We start from the raw sequence: 17,425 nt of genomic DNA on the forward strand, positions 1-17,425 counted from the left end.
TTGCCTACGATCCCGCCACGCACAGCACGCGGGTATGGCCGGCATCACTTCAGGGTTCGTGGGCGCCGTTGGCAACACGCCCCTGATTCGGCTCCATGCCCTCAGCGAAGCCACCGGCTGCCAGATTCTCGGCAAGGCCGAGTTCATGAACCCCGGCGGCTCGGTCAAGGATCGCGCGGCCCTCGGCATCCTGCTGGAGGCTGAAGAGCAGGGGCTGCTGCAGCCCGGCGGCACCGTGGTGGAGGGCACCGCCGGCAACACTGGCATCGGCCTCACCCACCTCTGCAATGCCCGCGGTTACAAGGCGCTGATCGTCATTCCCGACACCCAGTCGGCCGAGAAGATCGGTTTGCTGCGCAGCCTCGGCGCTGAGGTGCGCACGGTGCCGGCGGTGCCTTACCGCGATCCCAACAACTACGTGAAGCTCTCGGGCCGCATCGCCGCCGAGACGCCCGGCGCCGTGTGGGCCAACCAGTTCGACAACCTGGCCAACCGCCGCGCCCACTACAACTCCACCGGCCCGGAGATCTGGCAGCAGACCGAGGGCCAGGTGGATGCCTGGGTGGCGGCCACCGGCACCGGCGGCACCTACGCCGGTGTTGCCCTCTACCTCAAGGAGCAGAACCCAGCGGTGCATTGCGTGCTGGCCGATCCCCATGGCAGTGCCTTGCACGCCTGGGTCACCCGGGGTGAGCTCAGCAGCGAGGGCAGTTCGATCACCGAGGGGATTGGCAACAGCCGCATCACCGCCAACCTGGAGGGTGCCCCCATCGACGATGCCGTGCGTATCGACGACCAAACCGCCCTCGAGACGATCTACCGGCTGCTGTGGCAGGAGGGCCTATTCCTGGGGGGCTCGGTGGGCATCAACGCGGCCGCGGCGGTGGAAACGGCTCGGCGCCTGGGCCCGGGCCACACGATCGTCACAGTGCTCTGCGACAGCGGCGATCGCTACCGCTCACGCCTCTACGACGCTGCGTGGCTGGCCGCCAAGGGGCTGCACCAGCCCCAGCGGGCTCTCGCCGCCGGAGCAGCCTGATGGCAGCGCAGGTGGGCCAGCTGATCGGCGATCGCTACCGGCTTGAGCAGCGCCTCAGCGCCGCCCCCCCGGGTGAGGCTCCCCAGGGTGAGCTCTGGCGGGCCAGCGACCAGCTGGCGTCCGAGGCGCCCATGGCCCTGCGGCTGCTAGGACCCGGCATCGATCCGGAGCGGGCCCGCCAGCGCTGGGGCCGGTTGCAGGGGGTGCTCCATCCCCAGGTGCCCCGGTTGGGGGCGGTGATCCCGGCGGCCGAGGGGTTGTGGCTAGTGCGCGAGTGGCAGGCCGGCCGTACCTATCAGCAGCTGTTGGCGGCCCGGGCCGAGCGCCAGCTGGTGTTTGGTGCCGGCGAGGTGCTGTTGCTGCTGCGTCAGCTGCTGCCGGTGCTGGCGGTGTTGCACAGCCAGGAGCTGGTGCACGGCGATCTCAGCCCCGCCAACCTGCTGCGCCGCGACAGCGATGGCCTGCCGGTGCTGCTGGATTTCGGCCTGGTGGCCGGCACCCCGGCCGCCACACCGGGCTATGCACCGCCGGAGCGGGCCCGCGCGGCTGAGCTCGAGCCCTGGATGGATCTCCATGCCCTGGGGGCGGTGGCCCTGGTGCTGCTGAGCGGCGACGAGCCGGCCCGGCTGCTCGATCCGGTCACCCTCGCCTGGCGCTGGCCGGCCAGCCTCAGCGCCGAGCCGGCCCTTCAGGCCCAGATCGCTCGCCTGCTGGAGCGCGAGAGCGGCGAGCGCTTTGCCTCGGCCTCCCAGGCCCTGGCGGCGTTCCAGACCCTGCCCATGCCCGAGAGCACCGGCCCAGTGGCCCGCGCCGATCGCACCGTGGCTCTGGTGCCCCCGCCCGTGGCTGCCCCCCCGCCCCAGGCCCCCGAGCCACCGCCAGCCCCGGAGCCGCCACCTCCTCCCCCTGAGCCGGAGCTGCCACCGCTCACCCCTCCCTCACCGCCCGCAGCCCTGTGCACGCGTTTGGAGGAGCGGGAGGAGGCCGCCGAGGGCGGCATTTGGCCGGTGGTGATCGCCCTGGTGCTCTCGGCCGTGGTGGGCACCGCCCTGGGCTGGTGGTGGCTGAGCCGCGGCCGCTTGGCCCTGCCCACCCCCGACGCGGCCCTGCAGCTGCCCAGCAGCCTGCCGCCCGCTGAGGTGGATCAGCGCCAGCAGCTGCTCAACCGGCTGCGGGCGATGCAGGTGGATCGGGGTTGGTTTTTGAAGTTGGTGGACGCCAGCCTGCTGGCCCAGTTTCCGGAGCGGGGCGGCCGCCTGCCCAGCGACTCCCTCGAAGATGCGCCCTTACGCAAGGTGTGGAACGAACTCGCCGAGGAGTGGCTGGCCCGGGTGGAGCAGCTGCCCCTTGAGATCCGCCGTCGCCTGGGCAGTTACACCAATGCCGACTGGGAGCGGCGCCAGCAGGCCCTGGTGAGCCAGGGGCTCAGCCCCGCGGTGCTGCGCCAGCTGGTGTCGGGCAGTGCCCAGAGCCTGCTGCCGGGCCGCCCCGGCGCCGACATTCCTGCTGAACCCTTCCGTCAGCTTTGGTTTGCTGCGGCCGAGCAGAGCCTGGCCAATGTTCAGATCGAGGCGATTCAGGCCCAGCCCCAGGAAACCCGGGTGCTCTCGGCCCAGGTAGAGGCCGGTGGGGCGCGGCTGTTCCCGGTGCGGCTGCCGCCCGGCTACCGGCTGGTGCTGGGGGTAAACGGCTCGCCCCTGATGCAGATGAGCGTGTTCGGCCCCGATGGCGACCTGCTGGAGGCCAAGGGCCCCCTGCGGGTGGTGAGCCTGGGGGTGCAGAAGCGCTCGCCGGTGCAGCTGCTGGTCACCAACGAGGGCGTCGCGCCGGCCCTGATCACCTTGTCGCTGCGGGCGGATCCGCCGGCACCGGTGGCCGCCCCTGAGCCCTCAGCGCCGGCGCCGGCGGACCAGTTGGAGACGCCGCAGGTCCCGACCACCGTGCCGGTGCCCGCACAGCCTGTCGCTGCTCCGCCACCGCCGGTGCCACCGGCAGTGAATTGAGCCCAGCCGGGGTGGTTGCTGGGTTGCGCGTCTCCCGAGTTCCGTCTCCGGGATTCTGTACAGCCTGTACAGAATCCTGGAGAGGCATCCGCACACAGGCTGCGCCCCCGGCCCCCTGGATTCAGAGCCGGGCGATGGCGACCTTGGCGTCCTTGATGTCCTGCTTGCGCCGTTCCTCGTGGCGCTTGTCGTGCAGCTTGCGGCCCTTGGCCAGGCCGATGGTCAGCTTGATCCAGGAGCCCTTGAGATGCAGGTTGAGCGGGATCAGGGTGAGGCCCTTCTGCTCGAGCCCCACCCGCAGTTTGTCGATCTCGCGGCGGTGGGCCAGCAGTTTGCGCACCCGCAGGGGCTCGTGGTTGAAGTAGGCCCCGGCATGGCTGTGGGGCGAGATGTGCACGTTGTGCAGCTGCAGCTCCCCCTTGCGGATCAGGCAGAAGCCGTCGCGCAGGTTGCACTGGCCGGCCCGGATCGACTTCACCTCCGTGCCGAACAGCTCAATGCCGCACTCCAGCGTTTCGAGGATCTCGTACTGGTGGCGAGCAAAGCGGTTGTCGGCCAGCAGCTTGTTGGCGGCATCGCGCTGGGCCTTGGCGCTCTTCTTGCCCCCGCCCTTGGCCATCGCTGCTCCGCAACCGTCCCTTCGATCTCCCGACCCTAGGGAGCCCCCGGTACCCTCGCTTCATGGCGATTGTTTCCTCGGGATCCCCGGCGCCCCGCGGCCGCCCCAGCCACGAGCCCAGGCGCCCGGACGCGCCGCCGCGCCTGGTGGATCCCACCCCCGTGCCGGAGGAGGTGGCGCCCGCCCGGGAAGACGGCCTGCGGCCCCGGCGCCTGGCCGACTACATCGGTCAGAGCGAGCTCAAGCAGGTGCTGGCCATCGCCGTGGAGGCCACCCGCGCCCGCCAGGAGGCGCTCGACCACGTGCTGCTCTACGGCCCGCCGGGCCTGGGCAAAACCACCATGGCCCTGGTGCTGGCTGAGGAGCTGGGGGTGCGCTGCCGCATCACCAGTGCGCCGGCCCTGGAGCGCCCCCGCGACATCGTCGGCCTGCTGGTCAACCTGCAGCCCCACGAGCTGCTGTTCATCGACGAGATTCACCGGCTCAATCGGGTGGCTGAGGAGATCCTCTATCCGGCTATGGAGGACTTCCGCCTCGACCTCACCGTGGGCAAGGGCACCACAGCCCGCACCCGCAGCCTGGAGCTGCCGCCCTTCACCCTGGTGGGGGCCACCACCAGGGCCGGCTCCCTGAGTTCGCCGCTGCGGGATCGCTTCGGCCTGATCCAGCGGCTGGAGTTTTACGGCCTGGACGATCTGCAGGCGATCGTGGAGCGGGCCGCGGGCCTGCTGCAGATCGCGCTCGAGGCCGACGCCGCACTGGAGGTGGCCCGCCGTTGCCGCGGCACCCCCCGTATCGCCAACCGCCTGCTGCGGCGGGTGCGCGATGTGGCCTCGGTGCGGGGTCATGGCCGCATTGGCGCTTCGCTGGTGGCCGAGGCCCTCAGCCTGCACCGCGTTGACGACCGCGGCCTCGATGCCAGCGACCGGCGCCTGCTCACCTTGATGCTGGAGGGCTACGGCGGCGGCCCGGTGGGCCTCGACACCCTCGCGGCGGGCCTGGGGGAAGATTCCGCCACCCTGGAAGCGGTGGTGGAGCCCTACCTGCTGCAGCTGGGTTTTCTGCAGCGCACCCCCCGGGGCCGGATCGTCACCCCGGCGGGCCGCCGCCACCTGGGCTGGCCCGCTGGAGCGGCGGCATGAGCGGGCCCCTTTCATGAGCAGCTCTCTGTGATGTCCACCCTGCTGGCCCTGCTGCTGGGGGTGCAGTTGCTGCTGCCCCAGCTGTTTGATCAGGCCCTCAGTGCCAGCCGCGAGGGGCGTTTCAGCGAGGCCCTACCGCTCTGGAATCAGGTGCTGGAGGTGGCGCCGAATGATGCAGCGGCCTGGAGCAACCGCGGCAATGTGCAGCTGGCCCTCGGCGACCCCCGGGCCGCCATCGCCGATCAAACCAAGGCGATGGCCCTCGATGGCGACAGTCCCGACCCCCATCTCAACCGCGGCACCGCCGAGGAGGCCCTGGGCGAGTGGGCCGCCGCCGAGGCCGACTACCGCTGGATCCTGGAGCGGGCCCCGAGCGATGCGGGCGAACCGCGGGCTTCGGCCCTCTACAACCTCGGCAATGTGCAGGGTTCGCTGGGCGACTGGGAGGCAGCGCGCCGCTGCTTTGAGGCGGCGTCCCTGGCCCGGCCCGGTTTTGCCATGGCCCGCTCCAGTGCCGCCCTGGCCGCCTTCCAGCTGGGGGACAGGGCTGAGGCGGAGCGGGAGCTGCGCAACCTGATCCGCCGCTACCCCCTGTTTGCCGACGCCCGTGCCGCGCTCACGGCCCTGCTCTGGCAGAAGGGGGCCAGTGGCGAGGCCGAGAGCAACTGGGCCGCCGCTTCGGGTCTCGATCCGCGCTACCGGCAGCAAGAATGGTTGCGATCGACGCGGCGCTGGCCCCCCGAGCCGGTGGAAGCGCTGGCGCAATTCCTGGCCCTTGTTTCCTGAATGACGGCCTCCTGAATGACGGCCTGCTCGATGACTGCCTCCTGAATGACGGCTCCACCCTGCACCCTGACTTGGCAAGCGCTTGGGCTCGAGGAAGCTCTGGCTGGGGTGTTGCCGGAGCTGATCCAGCTGCGGCGCCACATTCACCGCCATCCCGAGCTCAGCGGCCACGAGCAGCAGACCGCCGCCTTGGTGGCCGGTGAACTGCGCCGCTGGGGCTGGCAGGTGCGCGAGGGCGTTGGACGCACCGGGGTGGTGGCCGAGCTGGGGCCCCAGCAGCTGGCCGATCGCAGCCCCACGCCCCTGGTGGCCCTGCGGGTGGACATGGATGCCCTGCCAGTGGAGGAGCGCACCGGCCTCGACTACGCCTCCACCCAGCAGGGGCTGATGCATGCCTGCGGCCACGACCTGCACACCGCGGTCGGGCTTGGGGTGGCCTGCTTGCTTGGAGGGCTGGCCGAGCGCCATCCCGAGCGGCTCACGGCCCGGGTGCGGCTGCTGTTTCAACCCGCCGAGGAAACGGCCCAGGGGGCAGCCTGGATGAAGGCTGATGGCGCCATGGAGGACGTGGACGCTTTGTTTGGCGTGCACGTATTTCCCACCCTGCCGGCGGGCACGATCGGGGTGCGCAGCGGCAGCCTCACGGCCGCGGCGGGGGAGCTGGAGGTGGAGGTGCTGGGCGAGGGCGGCCACGGCGCCCGGCCCCACCAGAGCACCGATGCCATCTGGATTGCGGCGCGGGTGGTGAGCGGGCTGCAGGAGGCGATCAGCCGCCGGCTCGATGCCCTGCACCCGGTGGTGGTGAGCTTCGGGCGCATTGAGGGCGGCAAGGCCTTCAACGTGATTGCCGACCATGTGCGCCTGCTGGGCACCGTGCGCTGCCTCGACACCGACGTGCACGCCCAGCTGCCGGGCTGGATTGAAGACACCGTGCACGCCCTCTGCCAGGGCCATGGCGGCGAGGCGCGGGTGCGTTACCGGGTGATCTCGCCGCCGGTGCACAACGATCCGGCCCTCACCGAACTGGTGGCCGAGGCGGCGGTGGAGCTGCTGGGCCGGCCCCAGGTGCAATGGCTGGAGCAGCCCTCCCTCGGCGCTGAGGATTTTGCCCAGCTGCTCGAGGGCACCCGCGGCACGATGTTTCGGCTCGGGGTGGCGGGGCCTGATGGGTGCACGCCTTTGCACAGCAACACCTTTGCCCCCAATGAGGCGTCGTTGCCGGTGGGCATCCGGGTGCTCACCTGGAGCCTGCTGCGTTGGATGGAGCGGCGGCCATGAGGCGCCGGCCCTGGTTGCGGGGGTTGCTGGCCCTCTCCTCGCCCCTGTTGATCCTGTTGGCCTTGTTGGTGCTGCTGCAGCGCCGCGGCGTTGATCGCTTGCCAGCCTTGCCGGCGCTGCTGATTGGCACGGGCCTGCTCGTGACCAGCGCCCTGGGCCAGCGGCGGCGGTGGCGGGAGTTGCTGGCGGCCCTGCGCCACGATGGAGAGGTATGACCCTTCCCTCTCCCGATCTGTCCGCCCTGCGGGACGCCATCGTGTCCGGTGATCCCAGCCGGGCCATGCCGGCCCTGGTGGGCCTGCGGGAGGTGCCGGTTGAACAGGCCGTGCCCCTGCTGCTGCTGGGCCTGGAGCAGGGCATGTTCATGGTGCGCTCGCTGAGCTGCGCCGGCCTGGGGGTGAAGCAGAGCGAGGCGGGTTGGCAGGCGCTGGTGAACGCCATGCAGCACGACGAGGACGCCAACGTGCGCGCCGAAGCGGCCAACTCCCTGGTGAGCCATTCGCTGGAGCGATCCTGGCCCCTGCTGCGGGATGTGTTTGCCGCCGATCAGCAGTGGCTGGTGCGCTGCAGCATCCTCTCGGCCCTGGCCGAGCAGCCAGCCATTGATCCGGCCTGGCTGCTGGAGCTCGCGGCGATGGCCATCACCGACGCCGATGGCACCGTGCGGGTGGGCGGGGCCGAGATCCTCGGCCGTCTGGTGCGCGACCGCGGCGATGCCGAAGCCCGCAGCCTGCTGCAACAGCTTCAGGGCGACACCGACCACCGGGTGGTGGCCGCGGCGCTGAACGGGTTGCAGCGCTGAGGCCCTAGTGGGTGAGGCTGTTTCGGGTGTGTCCAGATTCTGTACAGTGTACAAAATCCTGACAGCTCTGAATCCCGACGACCCTGACACGCGTCTCCTTTAGAGGCCCCAGCCTCTTGCGGGCTTGCTAGGTTTTACCTGACACCCCCGCTGCCGGCCCAATCAGCCTCGCAGCTTCGGGCTGAGATCACACCCTCCGAACCTGATCCGGGTCATGCCGGCGCAGGGAAGTGGAAACGAACTCGGCATCGGCACAGGACCCCCCTCACCGCTCTTTTGCGGTCCCCTGTTCTTCGCCACCGCCCATCATGCGCAGCGCCTGGATTGAGAAGCGTCGCGGCACCGCGAACTATTCCCAGATGCATTACGCCCGCCAGGGCGTGGTGACCGAAGAGATGGCCTTTGTGGCCAAGCGGGAGAACCTGCCCGAATCGCTGGTGACGGAGGAGGTGGCGCGGGGCCGGATGATCATCCCGGCCAACATCAACCACACCAACCTGGAGCCGATGGCGATCGGCATCGCCAGCCGCTGCAAGGTGAACGCCAACATCGGCGCTTCCCCCAACGCGTCCGATCTTGAGGAGGAGGTGGCCAAACTGCGCCTGGCGGTGAAATACGGCGCCGACACGGTGATGGATCTCTCCACCGGCGGCGTCAACCTCGATGAGGTGCGCACAGCAATCATCAACGCCTCGCCGGTGCCGATCGGCACGGTGCCCGTGTATCAGGCGCTCGAGAGCGTGCATGGCTCGATCGAGAAGCTCGACGCCGACGACTTCCTGCACATCATTGAGAAGCACTGTCAGCAGGGGGTCGATTACCAGACGATCCACGCCGGTCTGCTGATTGAGCACCTGCCCTTGGTGAAGGGTCGCCTCACCGGCATCGTCAGCCGTGGCGGCGGGATCCTGGCCCAGTGGATGCTGTATCATCACAAACAGAACCCCCTGTTCACCCATTTCGATGACATCATCGAAATCTTCAAGCGCTACGACTGCAGCTTCTCCCTGGGCGATTCGCTGCGGCCGGGTTGCCAGCACGACGCCTCCGACGCTGCCCAGCTGGCGGAGCTGAAAACCCTGGGCCAGCTCACCCGCCGCGCCTGGGAGCACGACATCCAGGTGATGGTGGAGGGTCCGGGCCACGTGCCGATGGATCAGATCGAGTTCAACGTCAAAAAGCAGATGGAGGAGTGCAGCGAAGCCCCCTTCTATGTGCTGGGCCCGCTGGTGACCGACATCGCCCCCGGCTACGACCACATCACCAGCGCCATCGGCGCCGCGATGGCCGGCTGGTATGGCACGGCGATGCTCTGCTATGTGACCCCGAAGGAGCACCTCGGCCTGCCCAACGCCGAAGACGTGCGCGAGGGCCTGATCGCCTACAAGATCGCCGCCCACGCCGCCGACATCGCCCGCCACCGCCCGGGGGCCCGCGACCGCGACGACGAACTCAGCCGCGCTCGCTACGCCTTCGACTGGAACAAGCAGTTCGATCTCTCGCTGGATCCCGAGCGGGCCCGTGAATATCACGACGAAACCCTGCCGGCCGACATCTACAAACAGGCCGAGTTCTGCTCGATGTGCGGCCCCAAGCACTGCCCGATGCAGACCAAGATCACCGACGCGGATCTGGAAGGGCTGGAGCAGGTGCTGGCGGAGCAGAAAGCCAAAGCCGCGCAGCCAACAGGTGAGCCAGCGCCGGTTTGATCCGCTTCGGCACAGTCATGCAGCCTGGCCTTACTTCGCCAGGCTTAGCGGGATATTGGGGCTTTCAGGGTTCACATCCAGGCTCTGCAGCTGGGGCCGCAGTACTAGGTCCATGTCCTCCATGGGGATGGCGCCCAACAGCACTTCATTGCCTAGCACCATGGCACCGGTGAAACAACGGCGGTTGCGGAAGCGCACCTCTACCGGACCCACATAGGGCACCGTGCGGCGATGGCCGTCGGCCAACACCACCTCGCGGCGCTCCAACTCGCCCAGGCTGAGCTGGAGCGCTAGATGTTCGGGGATGCATAGATGCACCGCTCCACTGTCTGCCAGCGCTGAAACTTCGAGGGCAGCCAGCTCCGGCTTGGTGGGGTTGCTGATGGAAACGGTGCCGCGGATCAGTCCCATGGGTTCAGTTTAGGGTCCATTCCCATTGACACTGGCTTCTCCCGAGAGAGGCCAAAAAAAGCCCCACCTTGCGGCGGGGCTTGAAACGGATGCGCAGCAGGAGCAGGCCAGCCTGGCGGATCAGCCCAGGGCCTTGGCCTTGGCCACCACGTTGTCGACGGTGAAGCCGAACTTCTCCAGGCACACCGGGCCGGGGGCGGAGGCGCCAAAGCGGTCGATCGAGACGGTGTCACCGTCGAAGCCCACGTACTTGTGCCAGCCGAAGGAGCTGGAGGCTTCCACCACCAGGCGCTTGCGGCAGGCGGCGGGCAGCACGCTCTCGCGGTAGGCGGCGTCCTGCTCTTCAAACAGGTCGACGCAGGGCATCGACACCACGCGGACGTTCTTGCCTTCGGCGCGCAGCTGGGCGGCGGCCTTGGTGCAGAGCTCCAGCTCAGTGCCGGTGCCGATCAGGATCAGATCGGGGCTGCCGTTGCTGTCTTCCAGGATGTAGCCGCCCTTGGCCACATGGGCTGCTGCCGAACCGGGTTGGTTGGCCATCGCCTGGCGGCTGAGGGCCAGCACCGTGGGGCGCTTGCGGTTGGTCACGGCCACCTGGTAGGCGCCCATGGTTTCGTTGCCGTCGCCGGGGCGCATCACCAGAAGATTGGGGATGGCGCGCAGGTTGGCGAGGGTTTCCACCGGCTGGTGGGTGGGGCCGTCTTCGCCCAGGCCGATCGAGTCGTGCGTCAGCACATAGATCACACCCAGCTCGCTCAGGGCCGAGAGGCGCATGGCACCGATCATGTAGCCAGCGAACACCAGGAAGGTGCCGCCGTAGGGGATCAGGCCGCTGCCGTGGTAAGCGATGCCGTTCATGATCGCCGCCATGGCGTGCTCGCGCACACCGAAGTGCAGGTAGCGGTTGGCCTCACCACCTTTCTGGAAGCTGGCCTCGCCCTTGATGTCGGTGAGGTTGGAGTGGGTGAGATCGGCGGAGCCGCCGATCAGCTCGGGCAGGTTGGGGCCGAAGGCGTTCAGCGCGTTGTAGGAGTGCTGGCGGGTGGCGAGGCCCTTGTCCTCGGGGCTGAAGCTGGGCAGGGAGGCATCCCAGCCCTGGGGCAGTTCACCGCGCAGCTGGCGCTCAAATTCAGCCGCTTCGGCGGGGTATTGGCTGCGGTAGGAGGCCAGGGTGGCGTTCCAGGCGGCTTCGAGGGCTTCACCGCGGCTGATGGCCTGGCGCCAGTGGTCGTAAGCGTCTTGCGGCACCTCAAATGCGCCGTAGCTCCAGTCGAGGGCCTTGCGGGTGAGTTCGGCTTCATCGGCGCCGAGGGCGGCACCGTGCACCCCGGCGGTGTTGGCCTTGTTGGGGGAGCCATAGCCGATGGTGGTGGTCACCTTGATCAGGCTGGGCTTGTCGGTCACGGCCTTGGCGGCCTCGATCGCCCGGGCGATGCCGGCCACGTCGGTGTTGCCATCCGCCACGTGCTGGACGTGCCAGCCGTAGGCCTCGTAGCGCTTCAGCACATCCTCGGTGAACGACACCGCGGTGTTGCCATCGATGGTGATGTGGTTGTCGTCGTAGAGGGCGATCAGCTTGCCCAGGCCCAGGTGGCCGGCCAGGGAAGCAGCCTCACCGCTCACGCCCTCCTGATGGCAGCCGTCACCCATGATCACGTAGGTGTAGTGATCGACGAGTTCGCAGCCGGGTTTGTTGAACTTGGCGGCCAGGTGGGCTTCGGCGATCGCCAGACCCACGGCATTGGAGATGCCCTGGCCGAGGGGGCCGGTGGTGACCTCAACGCCGGCTGTCTCGAAGGTTTCGGGGTGCCCAGGGGTGCGGCTGCCCCACTGGCGGAACTGCTTGATGTCGTCCAGGGTCACCGAGTCGTAGCCGGTGAGGTGCAGCAGCGCGTACAGCAGCATGCAGCCATGGCCGGCCGACAGCACGAAGCGGTCGCGGTTGAACCACTTGGGGTTCTTGGGGTTGTGCTTGAGCACCTTGTCCCACAGCGCGAAGGCCATGGGTGCGCAGCCCATCGGCAGTCCAGGGTGGCCGGAGTTCGACTTGTTGATCGCGTCGATCGCCAGGAAGCGGATGCTGTTGACGCAGAGCGACTCGACGGACGTGGAGGGGGCGACGACCATGGCTTTGAGGGTTTAGGGAGGGAGGAGGGTCACGCCATGCGGCGGAACGCCAGGCAGACGTTGTGACCGCCAAACCCGAAGGAATTGGAGAGCACCACGTTGAGGGTGTGTTCCCGGGCCTGGTTGGGAACCACATCCAGATCACAGGCTGGATCCGGATTTTGGTAGTTGATGGTAGGCGGCACCAGGTTGTGCTCCATCGCCAGCACAGCCGCCACCGCTTCGATGCCACCGCTGCCTCCGAGGAGGTGGCCGGTCATCGACTTGGTGGAGCTCACCGGAATCTGATAGGCGTGCGCGCCGAGGGCGCTCTTGATGGCCGAGGTCTCGTTGCTGTCGTTGGCCTGGGTGCTGGTGCCATGGGCGTTGACGTAGTCGACCGCTTCGGGCTCCAGTTGGGCATCCCGCAGGGCCAGGCGCATCGCCTCGGCACCACCAACGCCGCCAGGGGAGGGTGACGTGATGTGGTGGGCGTCGCAGGTCATGCCGTAGCCCACCACTTCGGCCAGGATCGTGGCGCCGCGGGCCTGGGCGTGTTCGAGGCTCTCGAGCACCAGCACCCCGGCTCCTTCGCCGATCACGAAACCGTTGCGCTCGGCATCAAAGGGGCGGCTGGCTGTGGCGGGGTCGTCGTTGCGGAACGACAGGGCCTTGGCGCTGGCAAATCCAGCCACACCCAAGGGAGTGATGGCCGACTCAGCCCCGCCGGCAATCATCACATCGGCCAGGCCCAGCTGGATCAGGCGGTAGGCATCGCCGATGGCATTGGAGCCGGCGGCGCAGGCGGTGGCCACGGCGGTGCTCGGTCCCTTCGCCCCCAGGGCGATGGCCGTCAGACCTGTGGCCATGTTCGGAATCATCATCGGCACGCAGAACGGGCTGACCCGATCCGGACCGCGATCGTTGAGCACCTGGGCCTGGGTTTCCATCATCAGCAGTCCGCCGACGCCGGAGCCGATGGCCGTGCCAACCCGATGTTGGTTGGAGGCGTCGATGGTGAGGCCCGCATGGGCGACGGCCTGCTTGGCCGCCACCACCCCGAACTGGCAGAAGCGATCCCAGCGCTTGGATTCCTTGGGTTCCAGCCAGCCGGAGGGGTCGAAGTTTTTCACCTCGGCCGCAAACCGGCAGGCATGGCGACTGGCGTCAAACAGGGTGATCCCCGCTACGCCATTGCGCGCCGAACGCAACCCCTCCCAGTAACTGGGAACGTCGTTGCCGATCGGTGTGATCGCGCCGAGACCGGTGACGACGACGCGCTGGAGACCCTGCACCATGGGGTGGCTCAGGCCTGCTTGTCCTGGATGAACTTGACGGCGTCACCCACGGTGGTGATGCCTTCGGCGGCTTCGTCTGGGATTTCGATGTCGAAGGCCTCTTCGAGGGCCATCACCAGCTCGACGGTGTCGAGGGAGTCAGCGCCGAGATCGTTTTGGAAGTTGGATTCGGGCTTGACGTCACCGGCATCCACGCTGAGCTGCTCGGCAACGATCGAGCGCACTTTCTCGAAGATCGCTTCCTGGGACATGGCCGCTGTGAGAGTCGACGCACTCTACGGGTCGCCCTGCGGGTCGCTCCGCGGCGTATGAACAAGGGTGACGGGCTGTCGCGGGCTCTGCTGCGGGCTCGAAAGCTTTGGGTACGTTGGCCTCACGCCGTTTGTTATCGGCCACCTCCCCATCGAGGCCCAATGTCCCACGCCGTCAAGATCTACGACACCTGCATCGGCTGCACCCAGTGCGTGCGTGCCTGCCCGCTCGACGTGCTCGAGATGGTGCCCTGGGACGGTTGCAAGGCCGGTCAGATCGCTTCGTCGCCCCGCACCGAAGACTGCGTGGGTTGCAAGCGCTGCGAAACCGCCTGTCCCACCGACTTCCTCAGCATCCGGGTGTACCTGGGCGACGAAACCAGCCGCTCGATGGGCCTCTCGTACTGAGTCCTGTCCCTCGGCGCCACTGCCAATAAGCTCAAGCCCGGCCCCTCGCCGGGCTTTTTTGTTGCGCCCCCTCTTGCGCCCCTCGCTGGCCCAGCCCTATGTGCGGCATCGTTGCCCTGATCGGATCGCGGGAGGCGGCTCCCCAGCTGCTGGAGGGTCTGCGCCAGCTGGAATACCGGGGCTACGACTCGGCCGGGATCGCCACGGTGGATGCCCAGGCGGATGCGGGGCCGGGCCGGCTGCACTGCCTCAAGGCCGAGGGCAAACTTGTGAACCTGACGGCGCGATTCGAGGCCCAGGGAGCTCCCGGGCACTGCGGCATCGGCCACACCCGCTGGGCCACCCACGGCAAGCCAGAGGAGCGCAACGCCCATCCCCATCTCGATGGCAGCGGCCAGCTGGCGGTGGTGCAGAACGGCATCATTGAGAACTACCGCACCCTCCGCGAGGAGCTGCAGGCGGAAGGGGTGGTGTTCCGCTCCGAGACGGACACCGAGGTGATCCCCCACCTGCTGGCCCGTCAATTGGCGCGGCTGCAGGCGGGCGTGCAAGGCGGGCGAGCCCGGGTGGCCAGCGGCAGCCTGCTGCTGCAGGCGGTGCAGGAGGTGCTGCCCCTGCTGCACGGCGCCTACGCCCTGGCGGTGGTGTGGGCCGAAGCGCCTGGGGCCCTGGTGGTGGCCCGCAAGGCGGCGCCGTTGTTGATCGGCCTGGGGGAAGGGGAATTTCTCTGCGCCAGCGACACCCCGGCGCTGGCGGGTTTCACCCGCACGATCCTGCCGATGGAGGACGGCGAGGTGGCCCTGCTCACCCCCTTGGGCATCGAGCTTTACGACGCCGACGGGGAGCGGGTGCAGCGCAGCCCCAGCCTGCTGAGCGGCACCGAACACGTGGTGGACAAGCGCAGCTTCCGCCACTTCATGCTCAAAGAGATCCACGAGCAGCCCGAAACCGCGGCCCTGTGGGTGGCCCACCACCTGCCGGAGGCTGTGGTCGGGCAAGCAACACCTTTGGTGGCGCTGCCGCTGGCGGCGGAGGTGTTGGAGGGGGTGGAGCGGATCCAGATCCTGGCCTGCGGCACCAGTCGCCATGCCGCTCAGGTGGGGGCCTACCTGCTCGAGCAGCTGGCCGGCATTCCCACCAGCGTCTTCTACGCCAGTGAATTCCGCTATGCGCCGCCGCCGCTGACGCCCCACACCCTCACGATCGGCGTCACCCAATCCGGCGAAACGGCCGACACGTTGGCGGCTCTGGCGATGGAGCAGGAGCGGCGCCAGCTGGTGGCCGATCCGGCTTTTGCGCCGCGGTTGCTGGGAATCACCAACCGGCCGGAAAGCTCCTTGGCGCGGATGGTGGACCACATCCTCGACATCGGCGCCGGCATTGAGGTGGGCGTGGCGGCCACCAAGACGTTTCTGGGGCAGCTGCTGGCCTTCTACGGCCTGGCCCTGGCCTTTGCCGAGCGGCGGGTGGGCCAGCGCCAGGGGGGTGGCACGTCGGGCCGCAGCCGCGAGGAGCTCAAGGCCCTGGCGGCGGCGTTGCGGCAGCTACCCCAGCAGCTCGAAGCCTTGGTGGCCGATCACGACCAGCGCTGCGCCGCCCTGGCCCACCGCTTTGAGGGCACCCAGGATGTGATCTTCCTGGGGCGGGGGATCAACTACCCGATCGCCCTGGAGGGTGCGCTGAAGCTCAAGGAGATCAGCTACATCCACGCCGAGGGCTATCCGGCCGGCGAGATGAAGCATGGCCCGATCGCCCTGCTCGACGCGAAGGTGCCGGTGGTGTCGATCGCGGTGCCCGGGCTTGTGTTCGAGAAGGTGCTGAGCAACGCCCAGGAGGCCAAGGCCCGCGATGCCCAGTTGATTGGCGTGGCCCCCGATTGCCCCGATGCCGAGCTATTTGATGTGCTGCTGCCGGTGCCGGTGGTCGATGAGCTGCTCAGCCCGCTTCTGACGGTGATTCCGATGCAGTTGCTCAGCTATCACATCGCCGCCCACCGGGGTCTGGATGTGGATCAGCCCCGCAACCTGGCCAAGAGCGTCACGGTTGAGTAGCGGCGACGGTGTCGCTGCGGCCATAGCGGTCTTCAAAGCGCACGATGTCGTCTTCGCCCAGGTAGGGGCCGCTCTGCACCTCGATCAGTTCCACCGGGATCTTGCCGGGGTTGGAGAGGCGGTGGCGGCAGCCCAGGGGGATGTAGGTGCTCTGGTTTTCGCCCACCAGCTCCTGGCGGCCGTCCTTCTCCACGACCGCCGTTCCCTTCACCACGATCCAGTGCTCGGTGCGGTGGTGGTGCATCTGCAGCGACAGGCTCGCCCCCGGATTAACCACGATCGTTTTCACCTGCCAGCGCTCACCTTCGGTGATCCCGTCGTACGACCCCCATGGCCGGTAGATCTTGCGGTGGGCCTTGCTTTCCGGCGCGCCCTCCCGCTCCAGCAGCCCCACGATGCTTTTGATGTCCTGGGCCCGGTCGCGGTGGGCCACCAGCACCACATCATCCGTTTCCACCACCACCAGGTCTTCCACCCCGAGGCCCACCACCAGCCGGTGCTCGCTGCGCAGGTAGCAATTGCGGGCGTCTTCGTGGATCACCCGGCCCCGCAGCACGTTGCCTTGCGCGTCGCGCTCCGCGGCCGTTTCCCACAGGGCGCTCCAGCTGCCCACATCGCTCCAGCCCGCCTCCAGCGGCAGCACAGCGCCGCGGTCGGTGCGCTCCATCACGGCCACGTCGAGGGCCACGTTCGGGCAGCCGGCAAAGGCTTCCCGCTCCAGCCGCAGGAAATCGAGATCGGCGCTGTCCTGCTCCAGCGCGGCGCGGCAGGCATTCACCACCTCAGGGGCCAGCCGCTCCAGCTCCGCCAGGATGGCGCTGGCCTTGAACAGGAACATGCCGCTGTTCCAGGTGAAGCGGCCCGTGGCCAGAAACGCCTCGGCGGTGGCCCGATCCGGCTTCTCCACAAAGCGGGCGATCGGCACCGGCGCGCTGGCATCCGTCAACGCGTGGGCAGCTTCGATGTAGCCGTAGCCCGTCTCCGGGGCGGTGGGCACGATCCCAAAGGTCACCAGTTGCCCCGCCTCGGCCGCCGCCGCTCCGGCGACAACCGCCGCGCGGAAGGCGGCCGCATCCCGGATCACATGGTCGGCCGCCAGCACCAGCAGCAGCGGATCGTCGCCCTGGGCCGTGGCCTGTAGGGCCGCCACCGCCACGGCCGGAGCGGTGTTGCGGCCGATCGGCTCCAGCAGAATGCCGGCGGGCTCGACGCCGATCTGGCGCATCTGCTCGGCCACGATGAAGCGGTGGTCCTCGTTGCAGATCAGCAGTGGTGGCGCCAGCCCTGGCAGACCCTCCAGACGCTGCTGGGTTTGCTGCAGCAGGGTGTCTTCGCCGCTGCCGGCCAGGGGCCAGTACTGCTTGGGATAGCTGGCCCGCGAGAGCGGCCACAGCCGCGTGCCGGTGCCGCCGCACAGGATCACCGGTACAAGACTTGTCATCGCGCGGGGGTGGAAGCCAGGCCTACGGCTATTTCAGCAGCCCAGGCGGCGCTTCGCCTGCAGAGGTGTTGCGCAAGGCCT

General features: G+C 68.6%; 16 protein-coding genes and 1 riboswitch. Of the genes, 10 read left to right on the plus strand and 6 right to left on the minus strand.

Annotated elements, in window-relative coordinates; genetic code table 11:
* The first annotated feature begins 34 nt into the window (after positions 1-34).
* Both KBY65_RS04415 and KBY65_RS04420 read left to right on the plus strand, forming a co-directional pair.
* Positions 35-1,039 carry a cysteine synthase A gene (locus KBY65_RS04415; protein ID WP_255000658.1) on the plus strand — a complete coding sequence of 335 codons (1,005 nt, stop codon included), beginning with the start codon at positions 35-37 and terminating at the stop codon, positions 1,037-1,039.
* A complete protein-coding gene (locus KBY65_RS04420) occupies positions 1,039-3,042 on the plus strand; it encodes a serine/threonine protein kinase (RefSeq protein ID WP_255000660.1) in 2,004 nt (667 codons plus the stop codon). The genes KBY65_RS04415 and KBY65_RS04420 overlap by 1 nt, the downstream gene beginning before the upstream one ends.
* A gap of 121 nt (positions 3,043-3,163) precedes the next feature.
* Here KBY65_RS04420 and smpB read toward each other — a convergent pair whose 3' ends face one another.
* The gene (gene smpB, locus KBY65_RS04425) at positions 3,164-3,661 is read right to left on the minus strand and encodes an SsrA-binding protein SmpB (RefSeq protein ID WP_254987852.1); all 498 of its coding nucleotides are present in this window, start codon (positions 3,659-3,661) and stop codon (positions 3,164-3,166) included.
* Positions 3,662-3,723: 62 nt separating this feature from the next.
* Between smpB and ruvB the strand changes: the two genes are divergently transcribed.
* From ruvB to thiC, 6 genes are all read left to right on the plus strand, one after another.
* Entirely contained in the window at positions 3,724-4,803 is a 1,080-nt protein-coding gene (ruvB, locus tag KBY65_RS04430; RefSeq protein ID WP_254987853.1) for a Holliday junction branch migration DNA helicase RuvB, read from the plus strand.
* 30 nt (positions 4,804-4,833) lie between these two features.
* Complete coding sequence (locus KBY65_RS04435) at positions 4,834-5,589, plus strand: tetratricopeptide repeat protein (RefSeq protein ID WP_094559049.1); 756 nt, start codon at positions 4,834-4,836, stop codon at positions 5,587-5,589.
* A gap of 45 nt (positions 5,590-5,634) precedes the next feature.
* Positions 5,635-6,867 (plus strand): amidohydrolase, encoded by a 1,233-nt coding sequence (locus KBY65_RS04440; RefSeq protein WP_255000661.1) that lies wholly within the window; start codon positions 5,635-5,637, stop codon positions 6,865-6,867.
* A complete protein-coding gene (locus tag KBY65_RS04445) occupies positions 6,864-7,082 on the plus strand; it encodes a DUF3188 domain-containing protein (RefSeq protein ID WP_094559222.1) in 219 nt (72 codons plus the stop codon). Before KBY65_RS04440 ends, KBY65_RS04445 begins: the two co-directional genes overlap by 4 nt.
* On the plus strand, positions 7,079-7,669 hold the full coding sequence (locus KBY65_RS04450; protein WP_094559051.1) for a HEAT repeat domain-containing protein: 591 nt from the start codon (positions 7,079-7,081) through the stop codon (positions 7,667-7,669). Before KBY65_RS04445 ends, KBY65_RS04450 begins: the two co-directional genes overlap by 4 nt.
* 91 nt (positions 7,670-7,760) lie before the next feature.
* Positions 7,761-7,915: riboswitch (TPP riboswitch) on the plus strand.
* 62 nt (positions 7,916-7,977) lie between these two features.
* Positions 7,978-9,378: a phosphomethylpyrimidine synthase ThiC gene (thiC, locus tag KBY65_RS04455; RefSeq protein ID WP_255000662.1), complete on the plus strand. Its 1,401-nt coding sequence runs from the start codon at positions 7,978-7,980 to the stop codon at positions 9,376-9,378.
* 30 nt (positions 9,379-9,408) lie between these two features.
* On the opposite strand, the gene KBY65_RS04460 is transcribed toward thiC, so the two are convergent.
* The 4 genes from KBY65_RS04460 to acpP all read right to left on the minus strand — a co-directional run bounded on the left by KBY65_RS04460 (position 9,409) and on the right by acpP (position 13,444).
* Positions 9,409-9,789 (minus strand): clan AA aspartic protease, encoded by a 381-nt coding sequence (locus KBY65_RS04460; RefSeq protein WP_254987859.1) that lies wholly within the window; start codon positions 9,787-9,789, stop codon positions 9,409-9,411.
* Between the two features lie 120 nt (positions 9,790-9,909).
* A complete protein-coding gene (tkt, locus tag KBY65_RS04465; RefSeq protein WP_255000663.1) occupies positions 9,910-11,916 on the minus strand; it encodes a transketolase in 2,007 nt (668 codons plus the stop codon).
* Between the two features lie 29 nt (positions 11,917-11,945).
* On the minus strand, positions 11,946-13,193 hold the full coding sequence (gene fabF / locus KBY65_RS04470; RefSeq protein ID WP_255000664.1) for a beta-ketoacyl-ACP synthase II: 1,248 nt from the start codon (positions 13,191-13,193) through the stop codon (positions 11,946-11,948).
* A gap of 8 nt (positions 13,194-13,201) precedes the next feature.
* Positions 13,202-13,444, minus strand: coding sequence for an acyl carrier protein (gene acpP, locus KBY65_RS04475; protein WP_094559056.1), 243 nt, complete (start codon positions 13,442-13,444; stop codon positions 13,202-13,204).
* A gap of 162 nt (positions 13,445-13,606) precedes the next feature.
* Here acpP and psaC point away from each other — a divergent pair, with 162 nt between their 5' ends.
* The gene (gene psaC, locus KBY65_RS04480; protein ID WP_006042515.1) at positions 13,607-13,852 is read left to right on the plus strand and encodes a photosystem I iron-sulfur center protein PsaC; all 246 of its coding nucleotides are present in this window, start codon (positions 13,607-13,609) and stop codon (positions 13,850-13,852) included.
* 98 nt (positions 13,853-13,950) lie between these two features.
* Positions 13,951-15,903 (plus strand): glutamine--fructose-6-phosphate transaminase (isomerizing), encoded by a 1,953-nt coding sequence (gene glmS, locus KBY65_RS04485; protein ID WP_255000665.1) that lies wholly within the window; start codon positions 13,951-13,953, stop codon positions 15,901-15,903.
* Here glmS and KBY65_RS04490 read toward each other — a convergent pair.
* Positions 15,890-17,344: a mannose-1-phosphate guanylyltransferase/mannose-6-phosphate isomerase gene (locus KBY65_RS04490; RefSeq protein WP_255000666.1), complete on the minus strand. Its 1,455-nt coding sequence runs from the start codon at positions 17,342-17,344 to the stop codon at positions 15,890-15,892. The two genes, glmS and KBY65_RS04490, sit on opposite strands and share 14 nt — an antisense overlap.
* Positions 17,345-17,425: the final 81 nt, after the last annotated feature.

This window comes from Cyanobium sp. Alchichica 3B3-8F6 (assembly GCF_024346435.1).
Lineage (GTDB): Bacteria > Cyanobacteriota > Cyanobacteriia > PCC-6307 > Cyanobiaceae > Cyanobium_A.